This is a genomic window from Gluconobacter albidus, assembly GCF_002723915.1.
In the GTDB taxonomy this organism is placed as follows: domain Bacteria; phylum Pseudomonadota; class Alphaproteobacteria; order Acetobacterales; family Acetobacteraceae; genus Gluconobacter; species Gluconobacter albidus.
Map to the genome: position 1 here is coordinate 410,885 of NZ_BEWL01000002.1, position 23,879 is coordinate 434,763.

General features: G+C 60.9%; 23 protein-coding genes. 9 read left to right on the plus strand and 14 right to left on the minus strand.

The features are described from left to right. Positions 1-15 precede the first annotated feature (15 nt). Positions 16-426: a hypothetical protein gene (locus GAL01_RS04880; protein WP_062033058.1), complete on the minus strand. Its 411-nt coding sequence runs from the start codon at positions 424-426 to the stop codon at positions 16-18. Positions 427-543: 117 nt separating this feature from the next. On the opposite strand from GAL01_RS04880, the gene GAL01_RS04885 reads away from it, so the two are divergent. The 3 genes from GAL01_RS04885 to GAL01_RS04895 are packed head-to-tail and all read left to right on the plus strand — an operon-like array spanning position 544 to position 4,764. Beyond that, a complete protein-coding gene (locus GAL01_RS04885; RefSeq protein WP_062033054.1) occupies positions 544-2,364 on the plus strand; it encodes an ATP-binding protein in 1,821 nt (606 codons plus the stop codon). Next, the gene (locus GAL01_RS04890; protein ID WP_062033051.1) at positions 2,361-4,331 is read left to right on the plus strand and encodes a response regulator; all 1,971 of its coding nucleotides are present in this window, start codon (positions 2,361-2,363) and stop codon (positions 4,329-4,331) included. Before GAL01_RS04885 ends, GAL01_RS04890 begins: the two co-directional genes overlap by 4 nt. Further along, positions 4,324-4,764 (plus strand): SufE family protein, encoded by a 441-nt coding sequence (locus GAL01_RS04895; RefSeq protein ID WP_062033048.1) that lies wholly within the window; start codon positions 4,324-4,326, stop codon positions 4,762-4,764. Before GAL01_RS04890 ends, GAL01_RS04895 begins: the two co-directional genes overlap by 8 nt. A 39-nt stretch (positions 4,765-4,803) precedes the next feature. Here GAL01_RS04895 and GAL01_RS04900 read toward each other — a convergent pair whose 3' ends face one another. The 3 genes from GAL01_RS04900 to GAL01_RS04910 all read right to left on the minus strand — a co-directional run bounded on the left by GAL01_RS04900 (position 4,804) and on the right by GAL01_RS04910 (position 8,334). Further along, positions 4,804-5,013, minus strand: coding sequence for a hypothetical protein (locus GAL01_RS04900; protein ID WP_062033045.1), 210 nt, complete (start codon positions 5,011-5,013; stop codon positions 4,804-4,806). Positions 5,014-5,120: 107 nt separating this feature from the next. Beyond that, entirely contained in the window at positions 5,121-5,774 is a 654-nt protein-coding gene (locus GAL01_RS04905; RefSeq protein WP_077803087.1) for an energy transducer TonB, read from the minus strand. Between the two features lie 133 nt (positions 5,775-5,907). After that, positions 5,908-8,334, minus strand: coding sequence for a glucose/quinate/shikimate family membrane-bound PQQ-dependent dehydrogenase (locus tag GAL01_RS04910; protein ID WP_062033288.1), 2,427 nt, complete (start codon positions 8,332-8,334; stop codon positions 5,908-5,910). A gap of 310 nt (positions 8,335-8,644) precedes the next feature. On the opposite strand from GAL01_RS04910, the gene rpmI reads away from it, so the two are divergent. From rpmI to lpxB, 5 genes are all read left to right on the plus strand, one after another. Further along, positions 8,645-8,845 (plus strand): 50S ribosomal protein L35, encoded by a 201-nt coding sequence (gene rpmI / locus GAL01_RS04915; RefSeq protein WP_046901279.1) that lies wholly within the window; start codon positions 8,645-8,647, stop codon positions 8,843-8,845. A 14-nt stretch (positions 8,846-8,859) separates the two neighbouring features. Then, the gene (gene rplT, locus GAL01_RS04920; protein ID WP_062033041.1) at positions 8,860-9,216 is read left to right on the plus strand and encodes a 50S ribosomal protein L20; all 357 of its coding nucleotides are present in this window, start codon (positions 8,860-8,862) and stop codon (positions 9,214-9,216) included. A 97-nt stretch (positions 9,217-9,313) separates the two neighbouring features. Beyond that, complete coding sequence (gene pheS / locus GAL01_RS04925; protein ID WP_062033285.1) at positions 9,314-10,384, plus strand: phenylalanine--tRNA ligase subunit alpha; 1,071 nt, start codon at positions 9,314-9,316, stop codon at positions 10,382-10,384. Between the two features lies 1 nt (position 10,385). Next, positions 10,386-12,854 carry a phenylalanine--tRNA ligase subunit beta gene (pheT, locus tag GAL01_RS04930; protein ID WP_062033038.1) on the plus strand — a complete coding sequence of 823 codons (2,469 nt, stop codon included), beginning with the start codon at positions 10,386-10,388 and terminating at the stop codon, positions 12,852-12,854. After that, a complete protein-coding gene (gene lpxB / locus GAL01_RS04935; RefSeq protein WP_062033034.1) occupies positions 12,851-14,098 on the plus strand; it encodes a lipid-A-disaccharide synthase in 1,248 nt (415 codons plus the stop codon). Before pheT ends, lpxB begins: the two co-directional genes overlap by 4 nt. Positions 14,099-14,102: 4 nt before the next feature. On the opposite strand, the gene trpS is transcribed toward lpxB, so the two are convergent. Beyond that, positions 14,103-15,092: a tryptophan--tRNA ligase gene (gene trpS / locus GAL01_RS04940; RefSeq protein WP_062033033.1), complete on the minus strand. Its 990-nt coding sequence runs from the start codon at positions 15,090-15,092 to the stop codon at positions 14,103-14,105. A 55-nt stretch (positions 15,093-15,147) separates the two neighbouring features. Continuing rightward, complete coding sequence (locus GAL01_RS04945) at positions 15,148-15,633, minus strand: c-type cytochrome (protein ID WP_062033032.1); 486 nt, start codon at positions 15,631-15,633, stop codon at positions 15,148-15,150. 95 nt (positions 15,634-15,728) lie between these two features. Here GAL01_RS04945 and GAL01_RS04950 point away from each other — a divergent pair, with 95 nt between their 5' ends. Further along, positions 15,729-16,295 carry a thymidine kinase gene (locus GAL01_RS04950; protein WP_062033027.1) on the plus strand — a complete coding sequence of 189 codons (567 nt, stop codon included), beginning with the start codon at positions 15,729-15,731 and terminating at the stop codon, positions 16,293-16,295. 6 nt (positions 16,296-16,301) lie between these two features. Here GAL01_RS04950 and GAL01_RS04955 read toward each other — a convergent pair whose 3' ends face one another. The 8 genes from GAL01_RS04955 to GAL01_RS04990 form a co-directional block, all read right to left on the minus strand. After that, entirely contained in the window at positions 16,302-16,808 is a 507-nt protein-coding gene (locus GAL01_RS04955; RefSeq protein WP_062033022.1) for an FKBP-type peptidyl-prolyl cis-trans isomerase, read from the minus strand. Between the two features lie 26 nt (positions 16,809-16,834). After that, complete coding sequence (locus GAL01_RS04960) at positions 16,835-18,067, minus strand: argininosuccinate synthase (protein WP_062033017.1); 1,233 nt, start codon at positions 18,065-18,067, stop codon at positions 16,835-16,837. Positions 18,068-18,144: 77 nt separating this feature from the next. Continuing rightward, positions 18,145-19,368 (minus strand): 23S rRNA (adenine(2503)-C(2))-methyltransferase RlmN, encoded by a 1,224-nt coding sequence (rlmN, locus tag GAL01_RS04965; protein ID WP_062033013.1) that lies wholly within the window; start codon positions 19,366-19,368, stop codon positions 18,145-18,147. 80 nt (positions 19,369-19,448) lie between these two features. After that, positions 19,449-20,210 (minus strand): TlyA family RNA methyltransferase, encoded by a 762-nt coding sequence (locus GAL01_RS04970; RefSeq protein WP_062033008.1) that lies wholly within the window; start codon positions 20,208-20,210, stop codon positions 19,449-19,451. 7 nt (positions 20,211-20,217) lie between these two features. After that, positions 20,218-22,200, minus strand: a complete 1,983-nt coding sequence (gene dxs / locus GAL01_RS04975) for a 1-deoxy-D-xylulose-5-phosphate synthase (protein WP_062033003.1) — start codon at positions 22,198-22,200, stop codon at positions 20,218-20,220. Positions 22,201-22,204: 4 nt separating this feature from the next. Beyond that, on the minus strand, positions 22,205-23,110 hold the full coding sequence (locus GAL01_RS04980; protein WP_062032999.1) for a polyprenyl synthetase family protein: 906 nt from the start codon (positions 23,108-23,110) through the stop codon (positions 22,205-22,207). Next, the gene (locus GAL01_RS04985; protein ID WP_062032996.1) at positions 23,107-23,370 is read right to left on the minus strand and encodes an exodeoxyribonuclease VII small subunit; all 264 of its coding nucleotides are present in this window, start codon (positions 23,368-23,370) and stop codon (positions 23,107-23,109) included. The genes GAL01_RS04980 and GAL01_RS04985 overlap by 4 nt, the downstream gene beginning before the upstream one ends. Before the next feature lie 97 nt (positions 23,371-23,467). Continuing rightward, positions 23,468-23,722 (minus strand): sulfurtransferase TusA family protein, encoded by a 255-nt coding sequence (locus tag GAL01_RS04990; RefSeq protein WP_062032992.1) that lies wholly within the window; start codon positions 23,720-23,722, stop codon positions 23,468-23,470. Between the last annotated feature and the right edge of the window lie 157 nt (positions 23,723-23,879).

Here is a 23,879-nt window from a genome sequence, read left to right on the forward strand (position 1 = left end):
TGCGGCCGCCTTGTTTTACATGTTGCGGGCGGCGAGGGCTGAGATCGTGGCGCCGATGGCGGCTACCGCCATGAGCAGAATACCGTCAAAAATGAGGGAACCTGGCGTCACGAGATGGCTGCCGACCTGAAGATGGGTTGGAAGGGTTCCGGCGACATGGTTCATGATGTCACGCGCCTGCGGATCGGCACTGGCTGCGCTGGTTGTGATCGCATTGACGATATGCGGAAGAATGTACCAGCCCAGCCCCAGGATCAGCAGCAGGGGAGCCAGAAGTTCCGCAACCTGCTGGGCCAGATAGAAGGCGAAATAGCAGACTGACCACACGCCCATCCGGATCATCGAGGATGTTGTGAGCGATGACCCGCTTTGGCTTCTGCTGCCAAGGAGGCGGTCCGTGATATGGGGGGGGGGCTGCATGTCCATGAGATATGGCTTCCAGTGGTCCGGCAACGGGAGTTAGTGTTCGTCACTGAAATCGGACGAATGGTTCACTTCGGACTAGCTGCAAGAGATCGCCAATGCAAACTTTCCCGTGCCGTCATGCCTTTTCCTGAATTCGAGATGCCGATGGTAACGCCGAACATGCCCCGGGTCGTTCTGGTGGAGCCTGACTGCGACCATGCCCGGCAGATTGCCCGGATTCTGGTCAATGAGGGCTTTGCGCTCACTTGCGCAACCAGCGGCGAAGAAGGGCTGGGCACGATCGAGGATACGATGCCCGATCTGGTGGTGGCCTGTACCGAGCTTCCGGGGATGAGTGGTGGCCAGCTTGCGCGGCGACTGCGGCTGGATGCGCTGACCCGCAATATTCCCATTCTGATGCTGACGGAAGATGCGTCGCCGGGCGTCGAGCGCGAGGGGCTGGAGAGCGGGGCTGACGCCTATATTTCAAAATCGGCGCATCCTGACCTGATGGTTCTGCGGATGCGAGCGCTGTTGCGGGAGGGGCCTGAGCTTCTTCAGGTTGACGAGGCGTCCCGGTTGCGTCGGGCACGGATCGTGATCGTTAATTCACCACGGGAGGATGAGGACGAGGAAGATGCAGTCGAAGAAGCGCCCGAAACAACGCTGGGAGAGCTGCTCTGGCGTGACGGGCACACCGTTACGTCCATTGAGCGTTCGGACGATCTGATCGACGGTGGTTGGCTGCGGGGGGCGGACAGTCCGGACTGTCTGGTGCTTGAACTCGGGAGCGGAGACGAAGATCTGAAATTCTGTCGCCTTCTGGACGCCCGGCGGCAGGCTGTTCTGGAGGCGGGCGGAATTCCGTTCCGGACATTGGGAATCGTGGAGGCATCGCGGTTCAGGCGCCAGTCTTCGGGCGAGTTTTTTGAGGCCGGAATTGATGATCTGGTGCCCAGCGATATCGCGCTTGAGGCCCTTGCCATGCGAATTCGGACGCTGGCCCAGCGCAGGATGGCGCAGGACGAGTTTCGTCAGCAGGAAATCGAGCGTCAGCAGAATGCGCTGACGCTGGAGGCCGCGCGGGCCAAGGCGGAAATGGCCGAAGCCTTGGCGCAGGCCAATATGGAACTTGCGCGCACGAACGAGCGGCTTCTTCAGGCGCAGTCCAAGCTCGTGCAGACGGCGAAAATGGCCTCGCTGGGCGAACTGGTGGCTGGGATTGCGCATGAGATCAACAACCCGCTGGCTTTCACGATTGCGCATGCCGATACGGTGACGCGGACGCTCAAACGTCTGCAGGGCGTCAATGCGTCTGACGAAGCAGTCTCACTGACAAAAAAAGGCATGTCGCGGCTGGAATCCATGAAACTTGGACTGCAGCGTATTCAAAATCTTGTGCTGAGTTTGCGACGGTTTTCGCGCCTTGATGAGAGCTCGTTTCAGAAAGTTGATGTGCCTGCGGCTCTGGAGACAGCGCTTGCTTTGCTGGCTCATAAGCTGGGGCCGGGAATTGTGGTTCGGAAGGATCTTCAGGCTCCGGCAGAACTGGTCTGTCAGCCGGCTTTTCTCAATCAGGTTGTCATGAACATCATCTCCAATGCGGCGGATGCGCTGGCGGACATCTCTTCGGATGGGGATGTGGTGCGAGGTACGATCGTCATCGCCTCGCGGCTGGAGAACGGGCGCTATGAAATGAGCGTGAGCGATGATGGACCGGGCCTTCCGCATGAACTGCGAACACGGATCTTTGACCCGTTTTTCACGACCAAACCTGTGGGAACCGGGACGGGGCTGGGGCTGGCCATTGCCTATAGTGTCATGGAGGCGCATGACGGAACGATTGAAGTAATGGACGCCAATCTGCCGGGCGGGCATGGCATCGGAGCCTGTTTCCGGCTGAGTCTGCCCGTTCGCATGACCGAGGAGGGGCCGGTGGCGACTGGCCGCGCAGCATGACTTTCTGGAGCGCAAAAGGACCGTCGCGTCCTCTGATTTTGCTGGTGGACGATGAGGAGGAAATCCTTGTCGCCCTGACGGACCTGCTGGAAGACCAGTATGAAATCCTGTCCACGACGGATCCGCTGCGGGCGCTGGATCTGCTGCGGGAGCACAGGGATGTTGCGACTATCATTTCCGATCAGCGGATGCCCGGCCTGACTGGAGACCAGCTGCTGATGCAGGCGCGGGGGTTTTCGGACGCGCGCAGCATTCTACTGACGGGATATGCGGATCTGGAGGCCGTCGTATCGGCGCTGAATCAGGGGCAGGTTCAGGCATATGTGCACAAGCCGTGGGATTCGGATGCGCTACGGTCGCTGGTCGGTGAGGTCACGCAGCATTGTCTGGCACAGCGGGCGTTACGGACCGAGCAGGCTCTGCTGCGTGGATTAATGGAAGCGCTGCCGATCGGACTGGTCTTTTCGGATCGGGACGGCCGGTGCATCCGCAGCAATGTGCGGGATGAAGCCGAGAGCGGCGCCGAGACCGAGCAGGCTCATTTTCCTGAAAGTCTTTGGCCGGAGGTTTCGGCCATGCGGGAGGGCGTTCGCAGGTCGGGGCAGGAAGAGCGTCTGGTTGGGGAAGTTCTTGCAGAAGAGGGCGGCAAGGCCTCAACCCGGTGGCACGAACTGACGCGGCTGGCGCTGGCATGGCCGGAAGGTGCGTCTTCGCAGGATGCCTGGCAGGTCAGCATGGACCGCGATGTGACCTCGCGCGTTGTTATGGAATCTCGGCTTCGACAGGCGGAAAAGCTTCAGTCCCTGGGGACGCTTGCAGGGGGAATCGCGCATGATTTCAATAATCTGCTCGCAGCGATTTCTGGATCTCTCGAACTGCTGGAAGATATCGCCGATCTGGACGAGGCCTCTGTGGCACTGCTGCGCAATGCTGCGGATTCAGCGCAGCGTGGAGCGGTTCTGACACGACGGCTGCTTCAGTTCGGCCGCCCGCGTGAAGCACGTCTGTCGGCGGTGTCCCTGGAGCAGCTTTTGCCCGGTTTGACGGATCTTCTGCGTCAGAGCCTCAAGAAGCGCGGTGCGCCTGCAGTGGCGTCGCCCTGCGCGCTATGTGTCGAAGATCTGCCGCAGGATCTGCCGCTGGTCTGGTCGGATGCTGACCAGCTTGAAATGGCGCTTCTGAACCTGTGTGTGAATGCGCGCGATGCCATGGCCGATGGTGGAACGGTGCAGATCAGTGCGCGGATTGTGGATCAGAAGCGAACGGACCTGCCTGCGGAATGCTGCCCAGAGCGGGCTGTGGCGCTGGACGTCGTGGATGAAGGGGCGGGCATGACACCCGAAATTGCGGCGAGAATTTTCGACCCGTTCTTCACGACCAAGGATGTCGGGCGCGGGACGGGGCTGGGGCTGTCGAGCGTGTATGGATTCCTCAGCCGCAGTTACGGGGAAATCACCGTAGAGAGCGTCGTGGGTGAGGGAACGCGCATGACGCTGATTCTGCCTGTGGCGCGGAGTGGGCAGCAGCGGATCAGTCAGCCGGAACGTTCCGGTGGGACGGTTGGACGGTCGCTGAAGGTTCTGGTGTTGGATGATGAAGCGCCGGTACGGATGGTGACGGCAGGTTTCCTTGCACAGGACGGGCACGAGGTAACGGCTGTGGCTTCGCTGGAAGAGGCGCTGAACTCTGTCGATCCGGCATCCCGCTTCGATCTGGCGATCATTGATATGCGGATGCCCGAGCATGATGGCCTGACCTGTGCGGCGGCGTTACAGAAAGCGATGGCGGGATTGAAGGTCCTGTTTATCAGCGGACATACAGATGATATGCCGACGCCTGAAAACGGTCTGCTTCTGCCAAAGCCTTTTACGCAGGATGCCTTGCGCGGGGCTGTTGCCGAGACCATGCGGAACGGTAACGTGAGCATGGAGCAGAGGTCTGTAATGGAGATTGTAACGCGTGAGTGATGCCTATCTTGTGCCCCAGGAAGACACGGCTGCTGCTGCCATTGAGGAGATCGAGGCGGAGCTGGGTCTGTTTGATGACTGGATGGAGCGTTATCAGTACATCATCGAGATGGGACGCAAGCTGCCACCTTTTCCGGAAGAATGGCAGGATGACGCCCATCGTGTCCCCGGCTGTCAGAGTCAGGTCTGGCTTGAGGCCGTTGAACGGGATGGAAAGCTGTTTTTTGCAGGTGCGTCCGATGCCGCGATCGTTCAGGGGCTCGTGGCACTTCTGCTGAGGGTTTACTCAGGCCGGACCAATGCGGAAATTCTTGGGACGAGCCCGGTGTTTTTGCATGATATGGGTCTGGTCAAGGCACTTTCGACCAATCGTGGCAACGGGGTCGAAGCCATGGCGCAGGCCATTCAGAAACGGGCTGCTCTCCCGGTGTGAGAAACCCCCGTTGGCCGGAGCCTTCGGGGGTGTGACGTATTACTTGGGTGCTGTTGCAGGAGCCGTGCTGCTGGCGGGTGCAGGACACTTCGTGAACTTGCCTTTTGCGTCCCGGCAGGGCTTCGGCTTCTGCGGTGCCTCGCATTTTGTGAACTTGCCCTTGTCGTCACGACAGGGCTTGGCGTGAGCCATCTGGGCACCGAGGGCCATAACGGCAAGTGCGGCAACGGACAGGCGACGGAATGACATGGTGAAGGTCTCCAGAGCAGGACCGGGTCGTGTAAGCCGTGTCCCGGATTTGTGGAAATCATGCAATATGTTTCGGGTATGAGGCAAGTTGCCTCATTGCCGCCGAACTAGCGAAATCCCTTCTGATCCACGGGATGAGATGAGTCCCAGTTGATGCTGCCGTGATACTGCGCCGAAACGGGCTGACCGTCCTTCAGGGCCGGATAGTATCTTGCAAGACCGAAATAAGCGAGCGATGCCTGTTTCAGGATAGCGGGGCCTTCGCTGGCGGTGCAGTCATGGGCGACACCGATCGGATCAACCTGGCAGGTGACGGCGATGTGCGCGCCAAGAGCGGCAACATCTGCCGCTTCGGGATAATGGGGCGGTGCTGAATGGAGCTTATCGAGCAGCGGGGTCGTCAGGTCGGGGTGCACGTGAAAAGTGTATGCATATTCCCATGTGCTCTGAACGGGGCTGCCATGTTCGTAAGCTGGCAGGAATTTCGAGCTATAGGCCAGATGTTCGGCAGCGAGCGCGAAATCCGGCTGTGAGGCGGAGGCCTCACACTCTGTGGGAAAACCCGTGGCACTGATGGTGCAGCGGATATGGGCCGTACCGCTTTTGCGTTGTTCGAGTTCCGCCGGCGGGTAGATGAGCTGACCATGATGGTGGGGGTCCAGCATTGCTCCGAGAGACTGATCCTCGGCGCGTGCTGTTATCATCGTACTTAAAAATACGACCGTTACAGCGAGTGCGGGGCGGGCGGCGGGCAATCTCATGGCATGTCTTTCGTCTGCGACCGAAGTATTACCATATGTAACGAACGTGTCTGTGGCCAGTACGCTGCAATAAAAAAAGGGGAGATGCCGGGTGGCACCTCCCCTTTTTTATGGTTTTTCTGGTTCTGTCAGATCATTTCTGATCGGGCAGGGCGTAGGCGATGATATCATCGCCCATGCGGGTCGGGAACGAGTTGTGTCCGCCAGCATAGGTCACGATGTACTGCTTGCCATTGATGGCATACGTCATCGGTGTGTTCTGGGCGCCGGCCGGCAAACGATCCTGCCACAGGACCTTGCCTGTCGTCAGGTTGTAAGCCCGGATGTAGTAATCCATGGACGACGTCAGGATGCCGATGTTTCCGGCCGTGGAGAGCGGGCCACCAAGGCTCGGGACACCGATCTTGATCGGCGGCAGCGGGATCGGCAGGGAGCTTCCGTACATGGAATCCCGCAGGGTGCCATTACGGTGCTGCCAGACGACCTTGTTGGTCTTCAGGTCAATACCAGCGACATAGCCCCAGGGCGGCGTACGGCAGGGCATCTTGATGCCGAGCGGTAGCAGCACCGGATCCAGGAACGGATGCAGGTTGACGGCATACGGAATGCCATAGTTGTGCTGCAGGCCGGTTTCGCCACCTGTGCCCTTGGCGTTTTCTTCAGGCCAGAGCGGGTTACCCGGTCCGCGGGGAACCAACTGGGAGACGAACGGCAGGGAGATCGGGTTGGCGAAGGCCACCTGACGCTGCGGATCGACGGCCAGACCGCCCCATTCGAACATGCCCAGATCGCCAGGGAAGATTAGCGAACCCTTGAGCGACGGCGGCGTGAAGGGGCCTTCGTAGCGCAGGGTGTGGAAATAGATGCTGCAGAACATCTGGTCGAAGATCGTGCCGCCCCAGATATCGGAGTCGTTCAGCGGGTTCTTCGGACGCAGGGTCAGCTGTGACATCCGCTGTGTGGGGCTGGTGTAATCGCCCGGAGCAGCGCCACCCGGAACCGGGGTTTCCGGTGCAGGGACGATTTCCTTTCCAGTGCGGCGGTCGAGCACGAAGATGTCGCCGGTCTTGGTCGGAGCGTAGATGGCCGGAACAAGCGTGCCGTCCTTCTGCGTGATGTCCACAAGGCTTGGCTGGGACGGAACGTCCATGTCCCACAGGTCGTGGTGAACCGTCTGGTAGAACCAGGCAAGCTTACCCGTGTCTGCGTTGAGCGCGATGATGCCCGGAGCAAAACGCTCGGAGTCCTTCGTGCGGTCACCGCCCCACTGGTCGGGAGTGCCCACGCCCATCGGGATATACACGAGGTTCAGGTTACGGTCGTAGGACGACACGATCCAGGAATTCGGGGAGTTCGGGTGAAAGACAGGATGGCTTTCATCCGGAAGCTGGTTCGGATCGGGATTCGATGCATCGAACACCCAGACGCGCTTGCCGGTATAGACATCAAATGCCTGCGTGGCGCCCGAAGCCTGCTTGACGGAACCGTTATCGGTGATCGCGCTGTTGGCGATGATCAGCTTGTCCGTGATGACCGGCGGGGACGTCGGTTCATACTGACCAGGCGTTGTATACGGCTGGTTCGGAACGCGCAGACCGATTTCACCATCGGTGCCAAAGCCTGAGCAGGTCTTGCCCGTATCGGCGTCGATCTCGACAAGACGGCCATCATTGACCGGGAGGATGATGCGCTTGGCGCAGTCCGTCGGTGCGGGATTACCATCGGAATCGGTCGCGTTGGCCGGGGTCTCGTGGAAGCTGACGCCGCGGCAGGTCAGGTGCTGGAAGCCGGGATTGATCTGGAGTTTCGGATCATAAACCCATTTGACGTTGCCGGTCGCACCGTCGATCGCAAACAGCTTCTGGTGCAGGGAGCACATGTAAAGCGTATTGTTGAATTCGATCGGGGTTGCTTCGTTCGTCGCTTCGCCCGGGTCGTTGGATGTCATCATATCCCCGGTATGGATATGCCACGCGACCTTGAGACTGCTGACGTTCGATGCGTTAACCTGGTTCAGCGGGGACCAGCGGTCACCAGCCTGCGTGCGGCCATAGGCGTGCCATTCGCTGGCCGGGACGTTGTCCGGGTCGGCGGGGGAGGCGTTTGCGATCTGCGTCGGCAGCTCGCCGCTGATGTCATGCGGGTCCGTGAAGAGGCTGGCGAACAGGGCCAGAACCGCAACGCCAACCGCACCTGCGAGCGGGAGCACGGTCGTCCGCGTACCGCCGATCTGGCGGGAGACGAACGGCAGAAGCAGCCAGATGCCAAGGATGATGACGATGTCCGAACGCGGGATCAGGGCCCAGATGTCGAGACCGACAACGGTGAGTTCCCAGATGACCGTTGCGAATACGACGACTGCAAACAGGTAGAGTGCAGCCGGATTGCGCCGGAATGAGAGGAAAGCCGTGGCGAGGAGCGCCACGCCGAGGAGGGCATAATAGAGAGGGCCGCCGATAGCGGCGACCCATGCGCCGCCAACGGTAAGGATCGCGCCGCAAAGCGCGAAGACCGCGGCCGTTATCAGGGCCCAGAGCCCTGGCCGGGATGATGTGCTCATGATGTTCCTGAAGATGTTGTTCTGGTGCAGCACGGTGACTTCCGGACAAAGCACATGGAAGGATATCAAGGGTCAAGATGTCAGAAGGTTCATCTTGCTCACGTCACTGTGAGGACATTCACGTCGTCGTGACTTGAGGAAAGGGACCACTTATGATTGAGCGTTCAAGAAAATAATGCGCTTGCAGAATACTTTGTCCTCGGATAAGGACACCGCTTCCGCGCACGCGTCCGGGCCACGAGTGGCATGCCCGGCCGTGCAGAGTCCTTACTGTGTGTAGGACCAATCGTTTACGGCGAGGGAGACCGAAATGCCCAAGATGAAGACCAAGTCGTCGGTCAAGAAGCGGTTCAAGATCACCGCGACCGGCAAAGTGATGTGCGGCCCAGGCAACAAGCGCCATGGCCTTATCAACCGTCCGCAGAAGATGAAGCGCACCAACCGTGGTCCCCAGACCATGACGGACATGGATGCGAAGACAATCAAGCAGTGGGCGCCCTACGGGCTCTGAGGAGATAAGGTACTATGGCACGTGTCAAGCGGGGCGTAACGTCGCACGCCCGTCACAAGAAGGTTCTCGGGCTCGCCAAGGGCTATCGCGGCCGTTCTTCCACGAACTATCGCATTGCTCTGGAGCGCGTCGAGAAGGCGCTGCGTTATGCGTATCGTGACCGTCGCAACAAGAAGCGTGATTTCCGCGCCCTGTGGATCCAGCGTATCAACGCTGCCGTCCGCGAGCACGGTCTGACCTACAGCCGCTTCATCAACGGTCTGGACAAGGCTGGCATCGAGATCGACCGTAAGGTCCTCGCTGCTATTGCGTTTGACGATAGCGCCGCTTTCGGTGAAATCGTGAAGAAGGCCCAGGCCGCTCTCGGCTGAGCTTTTCCGGCTTGACCCCCCTGGGGGTCTGGTGACTGGCGGGCCGTCCTGTTATCAGGACGGCCCGTTTTGTTTTGTGCTGCAGGAGATGGGCGGTATGGCTGACGATCTCGATATACTCAGGAATGACACGCTGGCCGCGCTGGCCGGAGCGCAGGACCGCGCGCAGTGGGACGCGATCCGCGTCGGAACACTGGGCAAATCCGGTGCGCTGACCGGGCTGCTCAAGCAACTCGGAAAGCTGGAGCCTGAGGAGCGCAAGGAGCGCGGTCAGGCGCTGAACCGTCTGCGCGATGAACTGACGGCGGCTGTCGAGGCGCGTGGTCGCGATCTTGAGGAAGAAGCGCTTCAGGCCCGTCTGCGCTCCGAGCGCGTGGATGTGACGATGCCAGCCCCTGCGGTTGTGACGGGCACCATCCATCCCATCAGCCGTACCATTGAAGAAATGACAGCCATTTTCGGCGCGATGGGTTTTTCCGTTGCCGAAGGGCCGGATATCGAGAGCCAGTGGCACAATTTCTCGGCGCTCAACACGCCGGACCACCATCCTGCGCGGACCGAGCACGACACGTTCTATCTGCCGCCGGAGGCTGAAGGCGGTGAGCCACGGGTGTTGCGGACGCAGACATCGGGCGTGCAGATCCGAACGATGTTGGGCGAAAAGCCGCCGATCCGCATTATTGCCCCTGGGCGCACCTATCGTGCGGACCATGATGCCACGCATTCGCCGATGTTTCATCAGTGCGAAGGTCTGGTGGTGGATCGCAATATCACGCTCGGTCACCTCAAGGGCTGCCTGATCGAGTTCCTGCGTGTCTATTTCGACAAGCCGAACCTGCCGGTTCGTTTTCGCGCTTCCTATTTCCCGTTCACCGAGCCTTCCATGGAAGTCGATATCGGCTGGTCGAAGGCGACAGGCGAGATCGGTGGCGGGTCTGACTGGCTTGAGGTTCTGGGCTCGGGGATGATCCATCCGCGGGTTCTGGCGAATTGCGGACTGGACCCGGCCGAATGGCAGGGATTTGCATTCGGAATGGGAATTGAGCGACTGGCGATGCTGAAGAATGGCATCCCTGATCTGCGCTCTTTCTATGAAAGTGATCTGCGCTGGCTGCGGCACTATGGATTTTCGGCGTTTTCGCCTGCCACGCTGACGGAGGGCGTGTGACATGAAGTTCTCTCTCTCATGGCTGCGTGAACATCTTGATTTTACAGCTTCTGTTGAAGACATCTGCGCCCGGATGAATGTCATCGGGCTTGAGGTCGAGGGCGTTGAAAACCCTGCCGACAGCCTTGTGGGCTTCCGGACGGCCAAGATTGTCGAAGCGCATCGCCATCCTGATGCAGACCGGCTTCAGGTCTGTCGTGTGGCGGCAGGCGGCGGCTTTGAAGATGTGCAGGTCGTCTGTGGTGCGGCGAATGCGCGTGCAGGGCTGCATGTGATTTTTGCGACGCCGGGGACGTATGTTCCCGGGCTCGACATTACCATCAAGAAGGGCAAGATCCGCGGGCAGGACAGCAACGGAATGCTGTGCTCCCTGAAGGAACTGGGGCTGGGCGAGGAAAGCAACGGGATTGCCGAGCTTTCCGAGGCGGCTCCGATCGGAGAATCTTACGCAGCCTATGCTGAACTCGATGATCCGGTCATCGAGATCGCGATTACGCCCAACCGGGGTGATGCGCTGAGTATTCGTGGCATTGCGCGGGATCTGGCTGCGGCGGGCATCGGGCGTCTCAAGCCCTGGCTTACCGAAGCGGTTGAAGGGGATTTCCCGTCGCCTCTGGCGTGGAAGACTGAACATCCGGCCTGCCCGTATATTGTTGGGCGCGTTATTCGGAATGTGAAAAACGGGCCGAGCCCGGACTGGCTGCGGCGGCGTCTGGAAGCTGTTGGGGTCAAGCCGATTTCGGCGCTCGTCGATGTGACGAATTACCTCACATACGATCTTGGTCGTCCGCTGCATGTCTTTGATCTTGCAAAACTTAAAGGCGATACGCTGACGGTGACACATGCCGCCCGCGAGACCTTTACCGGCCTTGATGGGCGCGAATATGTGCTCGGCACCGAGGACATGGTCATTGTCGATGAAGCCGGGGTGCAGTCGCTCGCGGGCCTGATCGGTGGTGAGAGCAGTGGCGTTGATGAGAACACCACCGATGTGTTCGTGGAATCGGCGCTCTTTGACGCAGTTCGGATTGCCCTGACCGGGCGTCGTCTGGCCATTCATACCGATGCGCGCCAGCGTTTTGAGCGTGGGATTGATCCGGCACAGGTTCTCAATGGGCTTGAAGCCGCCACGATCATGATCCGCGATCTGTGTGGCGGTGAGGTCAGCGAGATTACCGAAGCGGGCATTCTGCCCGACTGGAAGCGGACGGCGACGCTGCGTTTCGAGCGTCTGAAGACGCTGGGGGGCGTCGATCTTACAGCCGAAGATGCTGTACGCTCGCTTGAGCATCTCGGTTTCGAGGTGACGGAGCAAACGGCAGACGCTGCGACGTTCCTGGTGCCGTCCTGGCGGAACGACATCGCTTCGGGACAGGTTCTGGCCCAGGCGCCGACACTGAATGCGGATGTGGCTGCGAAAGCTGCCGGGCATGTTCAGGCCATGGAAGCGGAATGCGATCTTCTTGAAGAAGTGCTGCGTCTTTACGGACTGGACAATGTTCCGGCAGTGGCGCTGCCGCAGGCAACGGTGGTTCCGGCTCCGGCCGTGACGTCTCTTCAGGCGCGCGCGGCACTGCTGCGGCGGATCTGTGCGGCGCGCGGACTGACTGAGACGGTCGGCTTTTCCTTTGTGGCGCAGGATGATGCGGCGCTGTTCGGAGAGCTTCCGGAAACGCAGCATCTTCTGAACCCGATCGCCACGGATCTGGACCAGCTTCGTCCGACCCCGCTGGTCAATCTGGCGCGGGCACTGTCGCGCAATCTGGCGCGCGGTCTTGGCGTTTCGGGCGAGGGTGCGCTGTTTGAGGTTGGACCGAGCTTTGATGCGACGGGTCAGCATCTGCGTCTTGCCGGTCTTCGGGCCGGGTTGACCACGCGTGAGCCGGGTGTTGCTGCGCATGAAGCCAGCCTGTGGGATGCGAAGGCGGATCTGTTGGCGGCTCTGGTGGCTCTGGGGGTGCCGGAAGCGGCTTTGTCCGTGACGGCAGATGCGCCGGGGTTCTATCATCCGGGTCGTTCCGGGCAGGTTCGGCAGGGGCCAAAGACGGTTCTGGGGACGTTCGGAGAACTGCATCCGCGTGTTGCGCGGGCATTGGGCCTGAGCGGGACCGTGGTGGCGTTTGAAGTCTATCTGGATCAGGTGCCGCAGCCGAAGGTGAAGCGGAAATCCGCGCCTGTGCTGTCATCGTTGCAGCCTGTCCGGCGGGACTTTGCTTTCGTTGCTGGACCGGATGTCGAAATCCAGGCTGTTCTGAAGGCGGTTCGGATGGCGGATCGCAATCTGGTGCAGGATGTGCGTCTGTTTGACGTGTTCGAAGGCGGCAGCCTGCCAGAGGGGCATCGCTCCCTCGGTGTGGAAGTGGTCTTGCAGCCGCAGGGCGAGAGTCTTACGGATACGCAGCTTGAAGCGGTTTCCAAATCGGTGGAAGCTGCGGTTCTCAAGGCAACAGGGGCAGTATTGCGTCGATGAGCTCTCTTCCAGAATCCGGATCTGACGGACAGTCCACGGTGGACCCCTCCCAAACGACCATGCCTTTGCCCCGTTACGGGCGGGTGATCTGGATTCTGGCAGGCGAGGCCAGTGGAGACGTGATTGGAGCGCGCCTGATGCAGGCGCTTCATGCACAGGACCCTTCGCTGGTTTTCGCAGGCGTCGGGGGCGGCCGTATGGAAGCTCTGGGGCTGCACAGCCTGTTTCCCATGAGCGATTTGGCGGTGATGGGGCTTGTCGAAGTGCTGCCCCGTCTGCGGCATCTGTCGCAGCGACTTCTGGAGGCCGTTCAGGATATCGAACTGCGCAAGCCCGATCTTGTCGTGACGATCGACAGTCCGGGTTTTTCCCTGCGCCTCTTGCAGAAGATCGAGCGTTCCGGAATCAAGCGCGTTCATTATGTGGCGCCGCAGGTCTGGGCCTGGCGGGAAAGCCGGGTCAAGGAATTCCCTGGTCTGTGGGACAGGCTTCTTTGCCTGCTGCCTTTTGAACCTGAATGGTTTGCAAAGCGCGGTCTTGAGGGGCGGTTTGTCGGGCATCCGGTGCTTCAGTCGGGCGTGCGGCAGGGGAATGCGCAGCGGTTCAGGCTGAGGCACAATATTCCGGCCAATGCGCCCGTCGTGATCCTGATGCCGGGCAGCCGGCGCTCGGAAGCCCCCCGGCTTCTGCCCGTTTTCCGTAAGATGCTGGATCTTCTGCGGGTGCAGTATCCGGATATCTGTCCTGTGATTCCGGTTGCGCCTGTCATTGCGCCGACGATCCGTCAACTGATCCGCAAATGGCCGATCCAGCCGCATATTGTTACCGATATTCATGACAAGCACGATGCCTTTGCGGCTGCGCAGTGTGCCCTGACCAAGTCAGGGACCTCCACGCTGGAACTCGCGATGGGCAATGTGCCGATGGCGGTGACGTATCGGGTCAATCCGGTGACGGCGACGATCGCGCGGCGCCTGATCAAGGTTCCGCATGTGGCGATGGTCAATCTGCTGGCGGGGCGGGAGGTGGTGCCGGAACTGCTTCAGGAAGACTGTACGCCGAAGAAGCTGGCTGAGATGGTCTCGAAGCTGTTGAGCGATCCGCAGATGGTGGAAAAGCAGCGTATGGCGTTTGCTGACGTGCTTGAGATGCTCGCACCGCCTGTGGGGACACCCGCTGATGCGGCCGCTGCCGAGATCATGGATCTGCTGAACGAACCGGTTTCCCGGTCGTCCAGCATCTGAAATCCTAGCGCAGGAAGCCGACGAGGCGTTCGGCTTCCTGAACGATCGGTTCCGAAACGCTGTTTGCACGTTCGGCACCGGCACGCAGGACCGAGAGCAGATGTGCTTCGTCCTGAAGCAGGCGCTGCGTTTCGCTGGCGACCGGGGCCAGACGTTCCACCAGAAGATCCGCGAGAGCATTCTTGAACGGGCCAAAGCCCTGACCGCTGAAGCGGGCCAGAATGTCTGTCGGTGTTTCATCCGACATGGCTGCATAGATGGAGACGAGGTTCCGGGCTTCCGGACGTTCGCTCAGGCCGTCCATTTCGCTGGGGAGCGGTTCGGAATCGGTCTTGGCGCGTCGGATTTTCAGGGCGATGTCGTCTGCGGTGTCGGTCAGGACAATGCGGCTTTGTTCTGACGGGTCGGACTTGGACATTTTCTTGCTGCCGTCGCGCAGGCTCATGACGCGGGCTGCGGCGGGAGGGATGAAGGCCTCCACCTGCGGGAAAAACTCCACGCCCATGTCGTGATTGAATTTCTGGCCGATGTCGTTGGTGAGCTCGATATGCTGGCGCTGGTCTTCGCCGACGGGGACGCGGGTTGCGTGGAAGGCCAGAATGTCAGCCGCCATCAGGTTCGGATAGACATAAAGGCCCGCCGAATGGTTTTCGCGGTTCTTGCCGGCCTTGTCCTTGAACTGGGTCATGCGGTTGAGCCAGCCGAGGCGTGAGACGCAGTTGAAAATCCAGCCGAGACGGGCATGCGCGCTGACGGCGGACTGGTTGTACAGGCGTGTGGGTTCGATTCCGGCGGCCAGAAGACAGGCCGTTGAGCCGAGTGTCTGTTCACGCAGGGTCTGCGGGTCCCAGGGCATGGTGATGGAATGCAGGTCCACCAGACAGAAGACGCAGTCATGGTCTTTCTGCAGCGTAACCCAGTTGCGGATTGCTCCGAGATAATTGCCCAGATGGGGAATGCCGGTTGGCTGGATGCCGGAAAATACGCGCTGCATGGGTTCTGTCTTCAGTTGCTGGGAAAGGGAGCAGGGATGGGGGAAGCGGGCGGCTTCACTGAACGGGCGTCTGCAGGTCGAGCTTCTGCCGTTCCTGCAAAACATCCGTCGCCGACATCGGATGAGCCCGTGCGGCTGCGATGTCGGCGGCGGTGAATGTGGGGGCGTCTGCGGGCATTTCCTGACTTGCGACGAATGTCAGGATACGCGCGATCTCGTCGTTGGAGAGGCGATGGAAGGACGGCATGGAACTGTTGTAATGGCCGTCTCCCGCTGTGATGGGGCCGTCCAGTCCGTAAAGCAGGACGTCGGCCAGGTAGTGGTGCCCGGCAGGAGTTCGTGCGATCGGGCCAACGCGGCCAAAAATCGGGGCGACTTCAGAAACCTGACCATGACCGCCGTGATGGCAGATGCTGCATTCATTGGAGTATTCACGCGGGGCCTGAACACGATTTTCCCAGGCATGGCCGACAACGAAGACCGCCACCATGAAAATGGCGAGAAACAGGGGAAGTCGGACAGCTGGGTCAATTCTGATCACAGTGTCGTTGTCGCATCTTCGGAGGCGTTTCAGCAAGTCCGGGGCTTGGCAAATCGGCTGTAATAGGGCTCATGGCGCTATCGGAAGGAGAAGCCATGACCGTCAGAGGCCGTCTTGTAGTGTATGTGGGGCCGATGTTTGCCGGGAAATCCGCACATCTGATTGCCGCAGCGAAAAAGCAGGCAGATGTACTGGCGCTCAAGCCGGGCTTTGATACGCGAGATGGTTCCGAACTTGTCAGCCGGGACGGATCCCATCTTGCTGCGGTTTCGGCGAACGTATGGCCCGCAGAGGCACACCGGTACAGCCATGTCGTTCTGGATGAGGGGCAGTTCTGGGTCTCGCCGCATTATCGGGGCGATATCGTTCAGGATATTCAAAACGTCCGGGCGCAGGGCGTGGATGTGACGGTCGGGGGGCTGGATACCGATTACCGGCGTATCCCGTTCGACGTCATGGAGCGGCTGCGGGATGAGGCAGATGAGGTCATTGTTCTGACAGCGCGCTGTCATGTCTGCGGGGCGCCAGCGGCATGGACCGCAAAAACCCATGATACGGGTCATCTTCTGGAGACGGGCGATCAGGAGCTTTATGAGGCGCGTTGCGATGCGCACTGGACCCTTCCGGAGGCAGCCCTGAAGAGGGGCTCCGGAAGGGGATAACGGTTTTTACTGCTGGCCGCCGCCGCCGTTATTGACGCCCAGAAGGCGGATCTTGAAAATCAGCGGGCTGTTGGGCGGGATAATGCCCATGGAGCGCTTGCCGTAGCCGAGATTGGGCGGCAGGTAGAGCATCCATTCATCGCCCACATGCATCATGGGAAGGGCTTCGAGCCAGCCCTGCACGAGGCCGTCGAGCGGCATTTCCATGTAGGCACCGCTGCCATGCTGGTCAGAGCTGTCGAAAATACCGCCATCGGGGAGGCGGCCTTCGTAGATGACCATGATGGTGGAGCCGTGATGCGGGCTGTCACCATCTTTTGGGCCTGACTGGAGAACCTTGTAGGCCAGGCCGTCCGGCAGGGTCTTGACGCCCGGTTCAGCATGGATTTTCGCCATGAACTGCGCGGGCGTCAGGTCGGAATCATCCACTGGCTTCGGGGCGCCCGAGCAGCCCGTCAGGGCAAAGGCACCACACAGGGCGAAAGCGGATGTAAGACGGATCAGACTGGTCATGGTCCCCCGGGGAGTCAGTTGAGAAATCAGAGCGTGCCGCCACGACGGCCGATCTGACCGCCGAGCCGCAGGCGCAGGGCGTTGAGCTTGATGAAGCCTTGGGCATCCTGCTGATTATAGGCGCCTTCGTCGTCCTCGAAAGTCACGACGCGGGTATCGTACAGGCTGTGGGGGCTTTCACGGCCGACGCAGGTCACATTGCCCTTGTACAGGCGCATGCGGACACGGCCGGTGACGGAATGCTGGCTGGTGTCGATGAGAGCCTGCAGCATGCGGCGCTCTGGCGAGAACCAGAAACCGTTATAGATGATTTCGGCGTAGCGCGGCATGATGCTGTCCTTGAGATGGGCAGCTTCGCGGTCGAGCGTGATGCTTTCGATGGAGCGGTGCGCGGCCAGCAGGATCGTGCCGCCCGGCGTTTCGTAGATGCCGCGGGATTTCATGCCCACGAAGCGGTTTTCCACGATGTCGAGACGACCGATGCCGTTGTCGCGGCCCAGTTCGTTCAGACGGGTCAGCAGAGTTGCCGGGGTCATCTCGACGCCGTTAATGGCGACCGGATCACCGCTGACGAAGTCGATGGCAATTTCGGTTGCGACGTCAGGGGCGGCTTCCGGAGAGATCGTACGCTGGAAAACGATTTCCTCGGCGGCGATCGACGGATCTTCGAGCAGCTTGCCTTCGGAAGAGGAGTGCAGAAGATTCGCATCCACGGAGAACGGGGCTTCGCCGCGCTTGTCCTTCGTGACAGGGATCTGGTTCTCTTCGGCGAAGGCAAGGAGCTTCGTGCGGGACGTCAGGTCCCACTCACGCCAGGGTGCGATGACCTTCACGTCCGGCTTGAGCGAATAATAGCCGAGTTCGAAGCGGACCTGATCGTTACCCTTGCCGGTCGCACCATGCGCCACGGCGTCGGCACCGACGGCTTCGGCAATCTCGATCTGGCGTTGTGCAATTAGCGGACGGGCGATGGAGGTGCCTAGCAGGTACTGGCCTTCATAGAGCGTGTTGGCCCGGAACATCGGGAACACGAAATCCTTGACGAAGGTTTCGCGCAGATCCTCGACGAAGATTTCCTTGACGCCGAACATCTCGGCCTTTTTGCGGGCCGGCTCCAGCTCTTCGCCCTGTCCGAGATCGGCGGTGAAGGTGACAACCTCGCAGTTATAGGTTTTCTGAAGCCAGCGAAGGATAACCGAAGTGTCCAGGCCGCCAGAATAGGCGAGCACAACTTTCTTGACGTCCTGGTGGGCACTCATAACGGTGTGGTCCTTGGTGTGTTTCGTTTGAGAAGCGTTTCTAGCAGTTCAGCCGACAGAGGGAAACCGGGCGTGTGTCAGGTATCCGATGCGGCAGTGCGACGCTGGCGTTCGCTTTCGGTTTTCAACTGCCCGCAGGCCGCGAGGATGTCCTGTCCGCGGGCTGCGCGGATGGGGGAGGCGAACCCTGCGTCCATCACGATATTGGCGAATTTCGCAATCTGCGCGCGGCTGGAAGGCTGGAAGTCCGAGCCGGGCCAGGGGTTGAACGGGATCAGATTCACCTTGGCCGGCAGATCGCGGATCAGGCGCACCAGTTCGCGGGCATCGGCTTCGCTGTCGTTCACGCCGCGGAGCATGATGTATTCGAAGGTAATGCGCCGCGCATTGGACGCAGCCGGATAGCGGCGGCAGGCAGCGATCAGCTCTTCGATCGGGTATTTGCGGTTCAGCGGGACGATCTGGTCACGCAGTTCGTTCGTCACGGCATGCAGGGAGATGGCCAGATTGATTCCAAGTTCCTCGCCACAGCGGTCCATCATCGGGACTACACCGGATGTTGAGAGCGTGATGCGGCGGCGGGAGAGGGCGATACCCTCGCCATCCATGATAATCCGCATGGCCTTGGCGACGTTTTCGTAATTATAGAGCGGCTCGCCCATACCCATCAGCACGATCGTGGACAGATAACGCGGCATGTCCGCGCTGGGGCTGGGCCATTCGCCATAGCTGTCGCGGGCGGCCATGAACTGGCCGACGATCTCGGCAGGGCCGAGGTTGCGGACGAGTTTCTGGGTGCCGGTGTGGCAGAAGGTGCAGGACAGGGTGCAGCCGACCTGCGAGGAAATGCAGACGGCGCCGCGGTCTTCCCGACGGTCCGGAATATAGACTGTCTCAGCTTCCTGACCGTCGCGGAAGCGGAAAAGGAACTTGCGCGTCTCGTCTATGGAGGTCTGTTCGGTGGCCGTCGTGGGGCGGCTGACGACGAAGTGCTCGGCGAGTTTGGCCTGCATCGGCTTGGCGATGGTTGTCATGGCCGAAAAATCGGTGGCGCCCTGATGGTAAATCCAGTGCCAGAGCTGCTTGGCGCGGAAGGGCTTCTCGCCGATATCCGTCATGAGCGCTGCCAGCTCTTCGCGTGATAGGCCCACCAGATCGCGTCGTCCGTCCGCGAGACGCGCCTCGGGCGGTGCGAAGAGAGCGGATTTCGCGTGGATACGCTCGCGCTCGGCTGCGTTCAGGTCGTCGGAGGCGACGGAATTGATTCGGGGGCGGATGTCGGGATGGATTACGGCTGTCATGACGGCGGAGCCATAGCACGGAGAAGACCCGAATTTCCAAAGGAAAAGCGCGGTCTTTCCGGTAAAACCGTTTTGGAAAACTATTTCGCGGTGGGCTGTGTCGTATCAGTTTTGCGGGCTGCGATCAGGAATTCGCGGTTGCCTTCGGGGCCGGTGATGGGGCTGGCCTCGATCCCGAGGACGTCCCAGCCGGGGAGGGCTGCGAACCATTCCCGGATTTCTTCGCAGACACGTTCATGGACCGCAGGGTCGCGGACGACGCCTTTGGCCCCGACTTCCCCGCGTCCGGCTTCGAACTGGGGCTTGATGAGGGCGACGGCCCAGGCATCCGGCGTGGTGAGTTCAAGGGCTGCGGGCAGGACGGTGCGCAGGCCGATGAAGCTCGCGTCGCAGACGACAATTCCGGCAGGCTCAGGAATCTGTTCGGCAGTCAGGGCGCGGGCGTTCGTCTTTTCCATGACGATGACGCGTTCGTCCGAGCGGATTTTCCAGGCGAGCTGTCCGTGTCCGACATCCACGGCATAGACCTTTTCGGCGCCGTGGGTCAGCAGGACGTCCGTGAAGCCACCGGTCGAGGCACCCACGTCAATAGCAATGCGGCCTTTAGGGTCCAGCCCGAAATGTTCGATGGCGTGAATCAGCTTGAGGCCACCGCGCGAGACCCAGGGATGGTCCTGGCCTTTGAGGGCGAGGGGGGCATCCTCGGGAAGCTGGTCGCCGGCCTTCGCAATCCGGCGGTCACTGGTATAGACGAGGCCAGCCATGATCAGGGCCTGAGCCCGTGTCCGGCTTTCGACCAGCCCCCTGTCAACGAGGAGCTGGTCGGCGCGGCGTTTGGCCATCAGTCGCTCAGGCGGACTGCTGGGCGACGTCTACGCCCAGGGCAGCGGCGGCGACATGCACGATGTTCGGCGCGGTCAGGCCGGCTTCCTCGTACTGGGCGTCCTGCGTGTTGTGGTCGATGTAACGATCCGGCAGGGCGAGCGGCCGGAACTTGACCTTGTCCAGCAGGCCGGTCTCGGCAAGGTGCTGAACGACGAGGCTGCTGAAGCCGCCAATGGCACCTTCTTCAAGCGTGATGAAGACTTCGTGCTGGTTGGCCAGATCTTCGACCAGAGCCTTGTCGATTGGCTTGGCGAAGCGGGCATCCGCAACTGTGACCGGAACGCCCTGTGCGGCCAGCTGGTCGGCGGCGCGCAGGGATTCGTGGATACGGGGGCCAAGCGACAGGATGGCGACGCCACCGCGGGCGTTCGGCGCGCGACGGGCTTCGCGGACGATGCGGCCCTTGCCGATTTCCAGAACTTCGCCCTTTTCAGGCAGATCAAGGCCGATGCCGTTGCCACGCGGGTAGCGGAAGGCGATCGGTCCGGCGTCATATTCGCAGGCCGTAGCCGTAGCGTGCAGCAGTTCGATTTCGTCGCACGGCGCCATCACGACCATGTTCGGAAGGCAGCACAGGTAGTTGAGATCGAACGAACCGGCATGGGTGGCGCCATCGGCACCGACCAGACCGGCGCGGTCGATGGCGAAACGGACCGGAAGGTTCTGGAGCGCGACGTCATGCACGACCTGATCGTAGGCGCGCTGCAGGAAGGTCGAATAGATCGCGCAGAACGGGCGCAGACCTTCAGATGCAATACCAGCGGCGAAGGTGACGGCGTGCTGTTCGGCAATCCCGACGTCAAAGAAGCGGTCCGGATAGGCCTTTGCGAATGCGCTCAGACCCGTGCCGGACGGCATGGCGGCGGTGATCGTAACCAGCTTGTCGTCGGTCTTGGCGCGGCGCATCAGTTCGCGGCTGAAGATGGACGTGTAGCTCGGGGGACCGGCTGGAGCCTTCTTCTGCTCGCCCGTGACAACGTTGAACTTGCTGACGGCGTGATACTTGTCACCGGCGGCTTCGGCGGGTTTGTAGCCGCGGCCCTTCTCGGTGATGATGTGCAGCAGGATCGGACCCTGATCGTCGGCATCGCGCAGGTTACGCAGGATCGGCACGAGCTGGCTCATGTCGTGGCCGTTGACCGGGCCAACGTAGTAGAAGCCGAGTTCTTCAAACAGCGTGCCGCCGGTGATCAGGCCGCGGGCATATTCTTCGGCGCGCTTGGCGGTGCGCTCGATCTTGCCCGGAAGGCGCTTGGCGACCTTGCCGGCGAGATCGCGCAGGCTGAAAAACTGGCGCGAGGACATCAGACGCGACAGGTAGTCCGACATCGAGCCGACCGGCGGGGCGATCGACATTTCGTTGTCGTTCAGCACCACGATCAGACGGTTCGCGCCAGGGCCTGCGACTGCGGCGTTGTTCATGGCTTCATAGGCCATGCCAGCCGAAATCGAGCCATCTCCGATCACGGCAATCACGTTGCGCTCGTGGTAGCTCGGGTCTTCTTCCGCGCGCAGATGGTGCGCAACGGCCATGCCGAGGCCAGCCGAGATCGACGTCGAGGAATGCGCTGCGCCGAACGGGTCGTATTCGCTTTCCGCGCGGCGGGTGAAGCCGGACAGCCCCTCGGGCTGACGCAGGGTGCGGATCCGGTCGCGGCGGCCGGTCAGGATCTTGTGCGGGTAAGCCTGATGACCGACGTCCCAGATGATGCGGTCATCGGGTGTGTTGAAGACGGCGTGCAGGGCAACGGTCAGTTCGACCACGCCGAGAGAGGCGCCGAGATGGCCACCCGTGGTGGAGACGGCGTCAACGGTTTCCGAGCGCAGTTCGTCGGCAAGCTGCTTGAGCTGGTCGACGGACAGGTTCCGCATGTCGGCAGGGAAGCGGACGCGATCCAGTTCGGGATAGCGGCCATAGGTGGGAATCGTGGAGGACTTCTTGCTCATGGGATCAGTTCCTGCGCTCGACGACATAATCTGCCAGTGCCCTGAGGGCGTCGGCCTGTGCACCGAAAGATGAAAGTGCCTCCCGGGCCCGGTCGCTCAGGCGACGGGCCTCGGCTCGGGCACCGTCGATGCCAAGCAGGGAGACATAGGTTGATTTGCCGCTGGCTTCGTCCTTGCCCGCGGTTTTGCCGAGTTCCTCGGCTGTGGCTGTGGAATCCAGAACGTCATCGGCAACCTGAAACGCCGTGCCCAGATCGCGGCCATAAGCGACGATGGCGGCGCGGCGTTCGTCGTCCACATCGGCCAGAATGGCGCCGGATTCAGCCGCATAGCGGATGAGGGCGCCGGTTTTTAAGGCGTGCAGACGGCGTACCTGATCCAGGGGCAGGGCGCGGCCTTCGCCACGGATGTCGATGACCTGACCACCAACCATGCCTGCCGACCCGGAGGCCTGCGCAAGGGCAAGGGCCAGATTGGCGCGGACGGCCGGATTGGGGCTGGTTTCGGGTTCGACAAGAATTTCGAAAGCACGGGTCTGCAGGGCGTCGCCTGCCAGAATCGCGATGGCTTCGTCGAACTGCTTGTGCGTGGATGGCTGCCCGCGTCGCAGGTCGTCATCATCCATGGAGGGCAGGTCGTCATGGACCAGCGAATAGGCGTGCAGCAGTTCGACCGACGCGGCAACACGCAGGGCAGCCTCGCGGTCTGCGCCAAACAGTGTCGCGACTTCGACGGCCAGAAAACCGCGCAGACGCTTGCCGCCGCCAAGGGCGGCATAACGCATGGCGTCCAGAAGGACGGACTCGTCCCCCGGAACCATGGGCAGCAGAGCGTCGATCGTGTTTTCGATTTCGGCACAGGCGCGGGCGAGCGCGTCTTTCAGGGAAACAGACGGGGTAGAGACATTCATCGGCCGGATTCTCCGGTATCGGCAAGAGGCTCCGTGCCTGTCGTGCCGTCATCGTTCTGCACGATGGCACGCACACGCATCTCGGCCTCTCCCAGCTTCGCGTCGCAATGTCTGCGCAGGGCAGCACCGCGTTCATAGGCGGAAATAGCGTCCTCGAGCTTCATCTGGCCGCCTTCAAGGCCACGGACGATCCTCTCCAGTTCGGACAGGGCATCCTCAAAAGACAGGGCATCCATGGGGGCATCAATGGGTTCGGGCATGAAAAGCCTCAAGGCACACTTTGGAACAAGGTAGCGAGGGGATTACAGGCAGAAGACAGTTTTTGCCAGCCCCGACCACGGGAACGCTGGAGTTTCCTCAGGACGGTGACGTTTCTGCACGTCGCCGGATTACGAAGGAAAGCATGCCTGCGGCTTCTGTGAACGCAATGAGCGCATGGCCGGTTTCGCGGCAGTAGGACTGAAAATCCGCCACTGAAGCGCGATCCGTGGCGAGGACGCGCAGCTTCGCGCCCGGGGCCATGTCGCGGAGGGCACGATTGGCTTTGAGGACGGGCATGGGGCAAGCCAGACCACGCAGATCGAGAAGTGTTTCTGTCGGAGGAACAGTCATGGGGCACGACTATGCGCCCATCTTTGGAGGGGGCCAAGTCGGCTTTTGGTGCGCTTGTCTGAGGGTTTCAGGTTTTCGTTGATAAATCAGGCGTTTGTTTCTATATTAATGGCTTAATGCCACAAAAGCGTTCCTCTCGGGGAGCGCTTTTTTTATT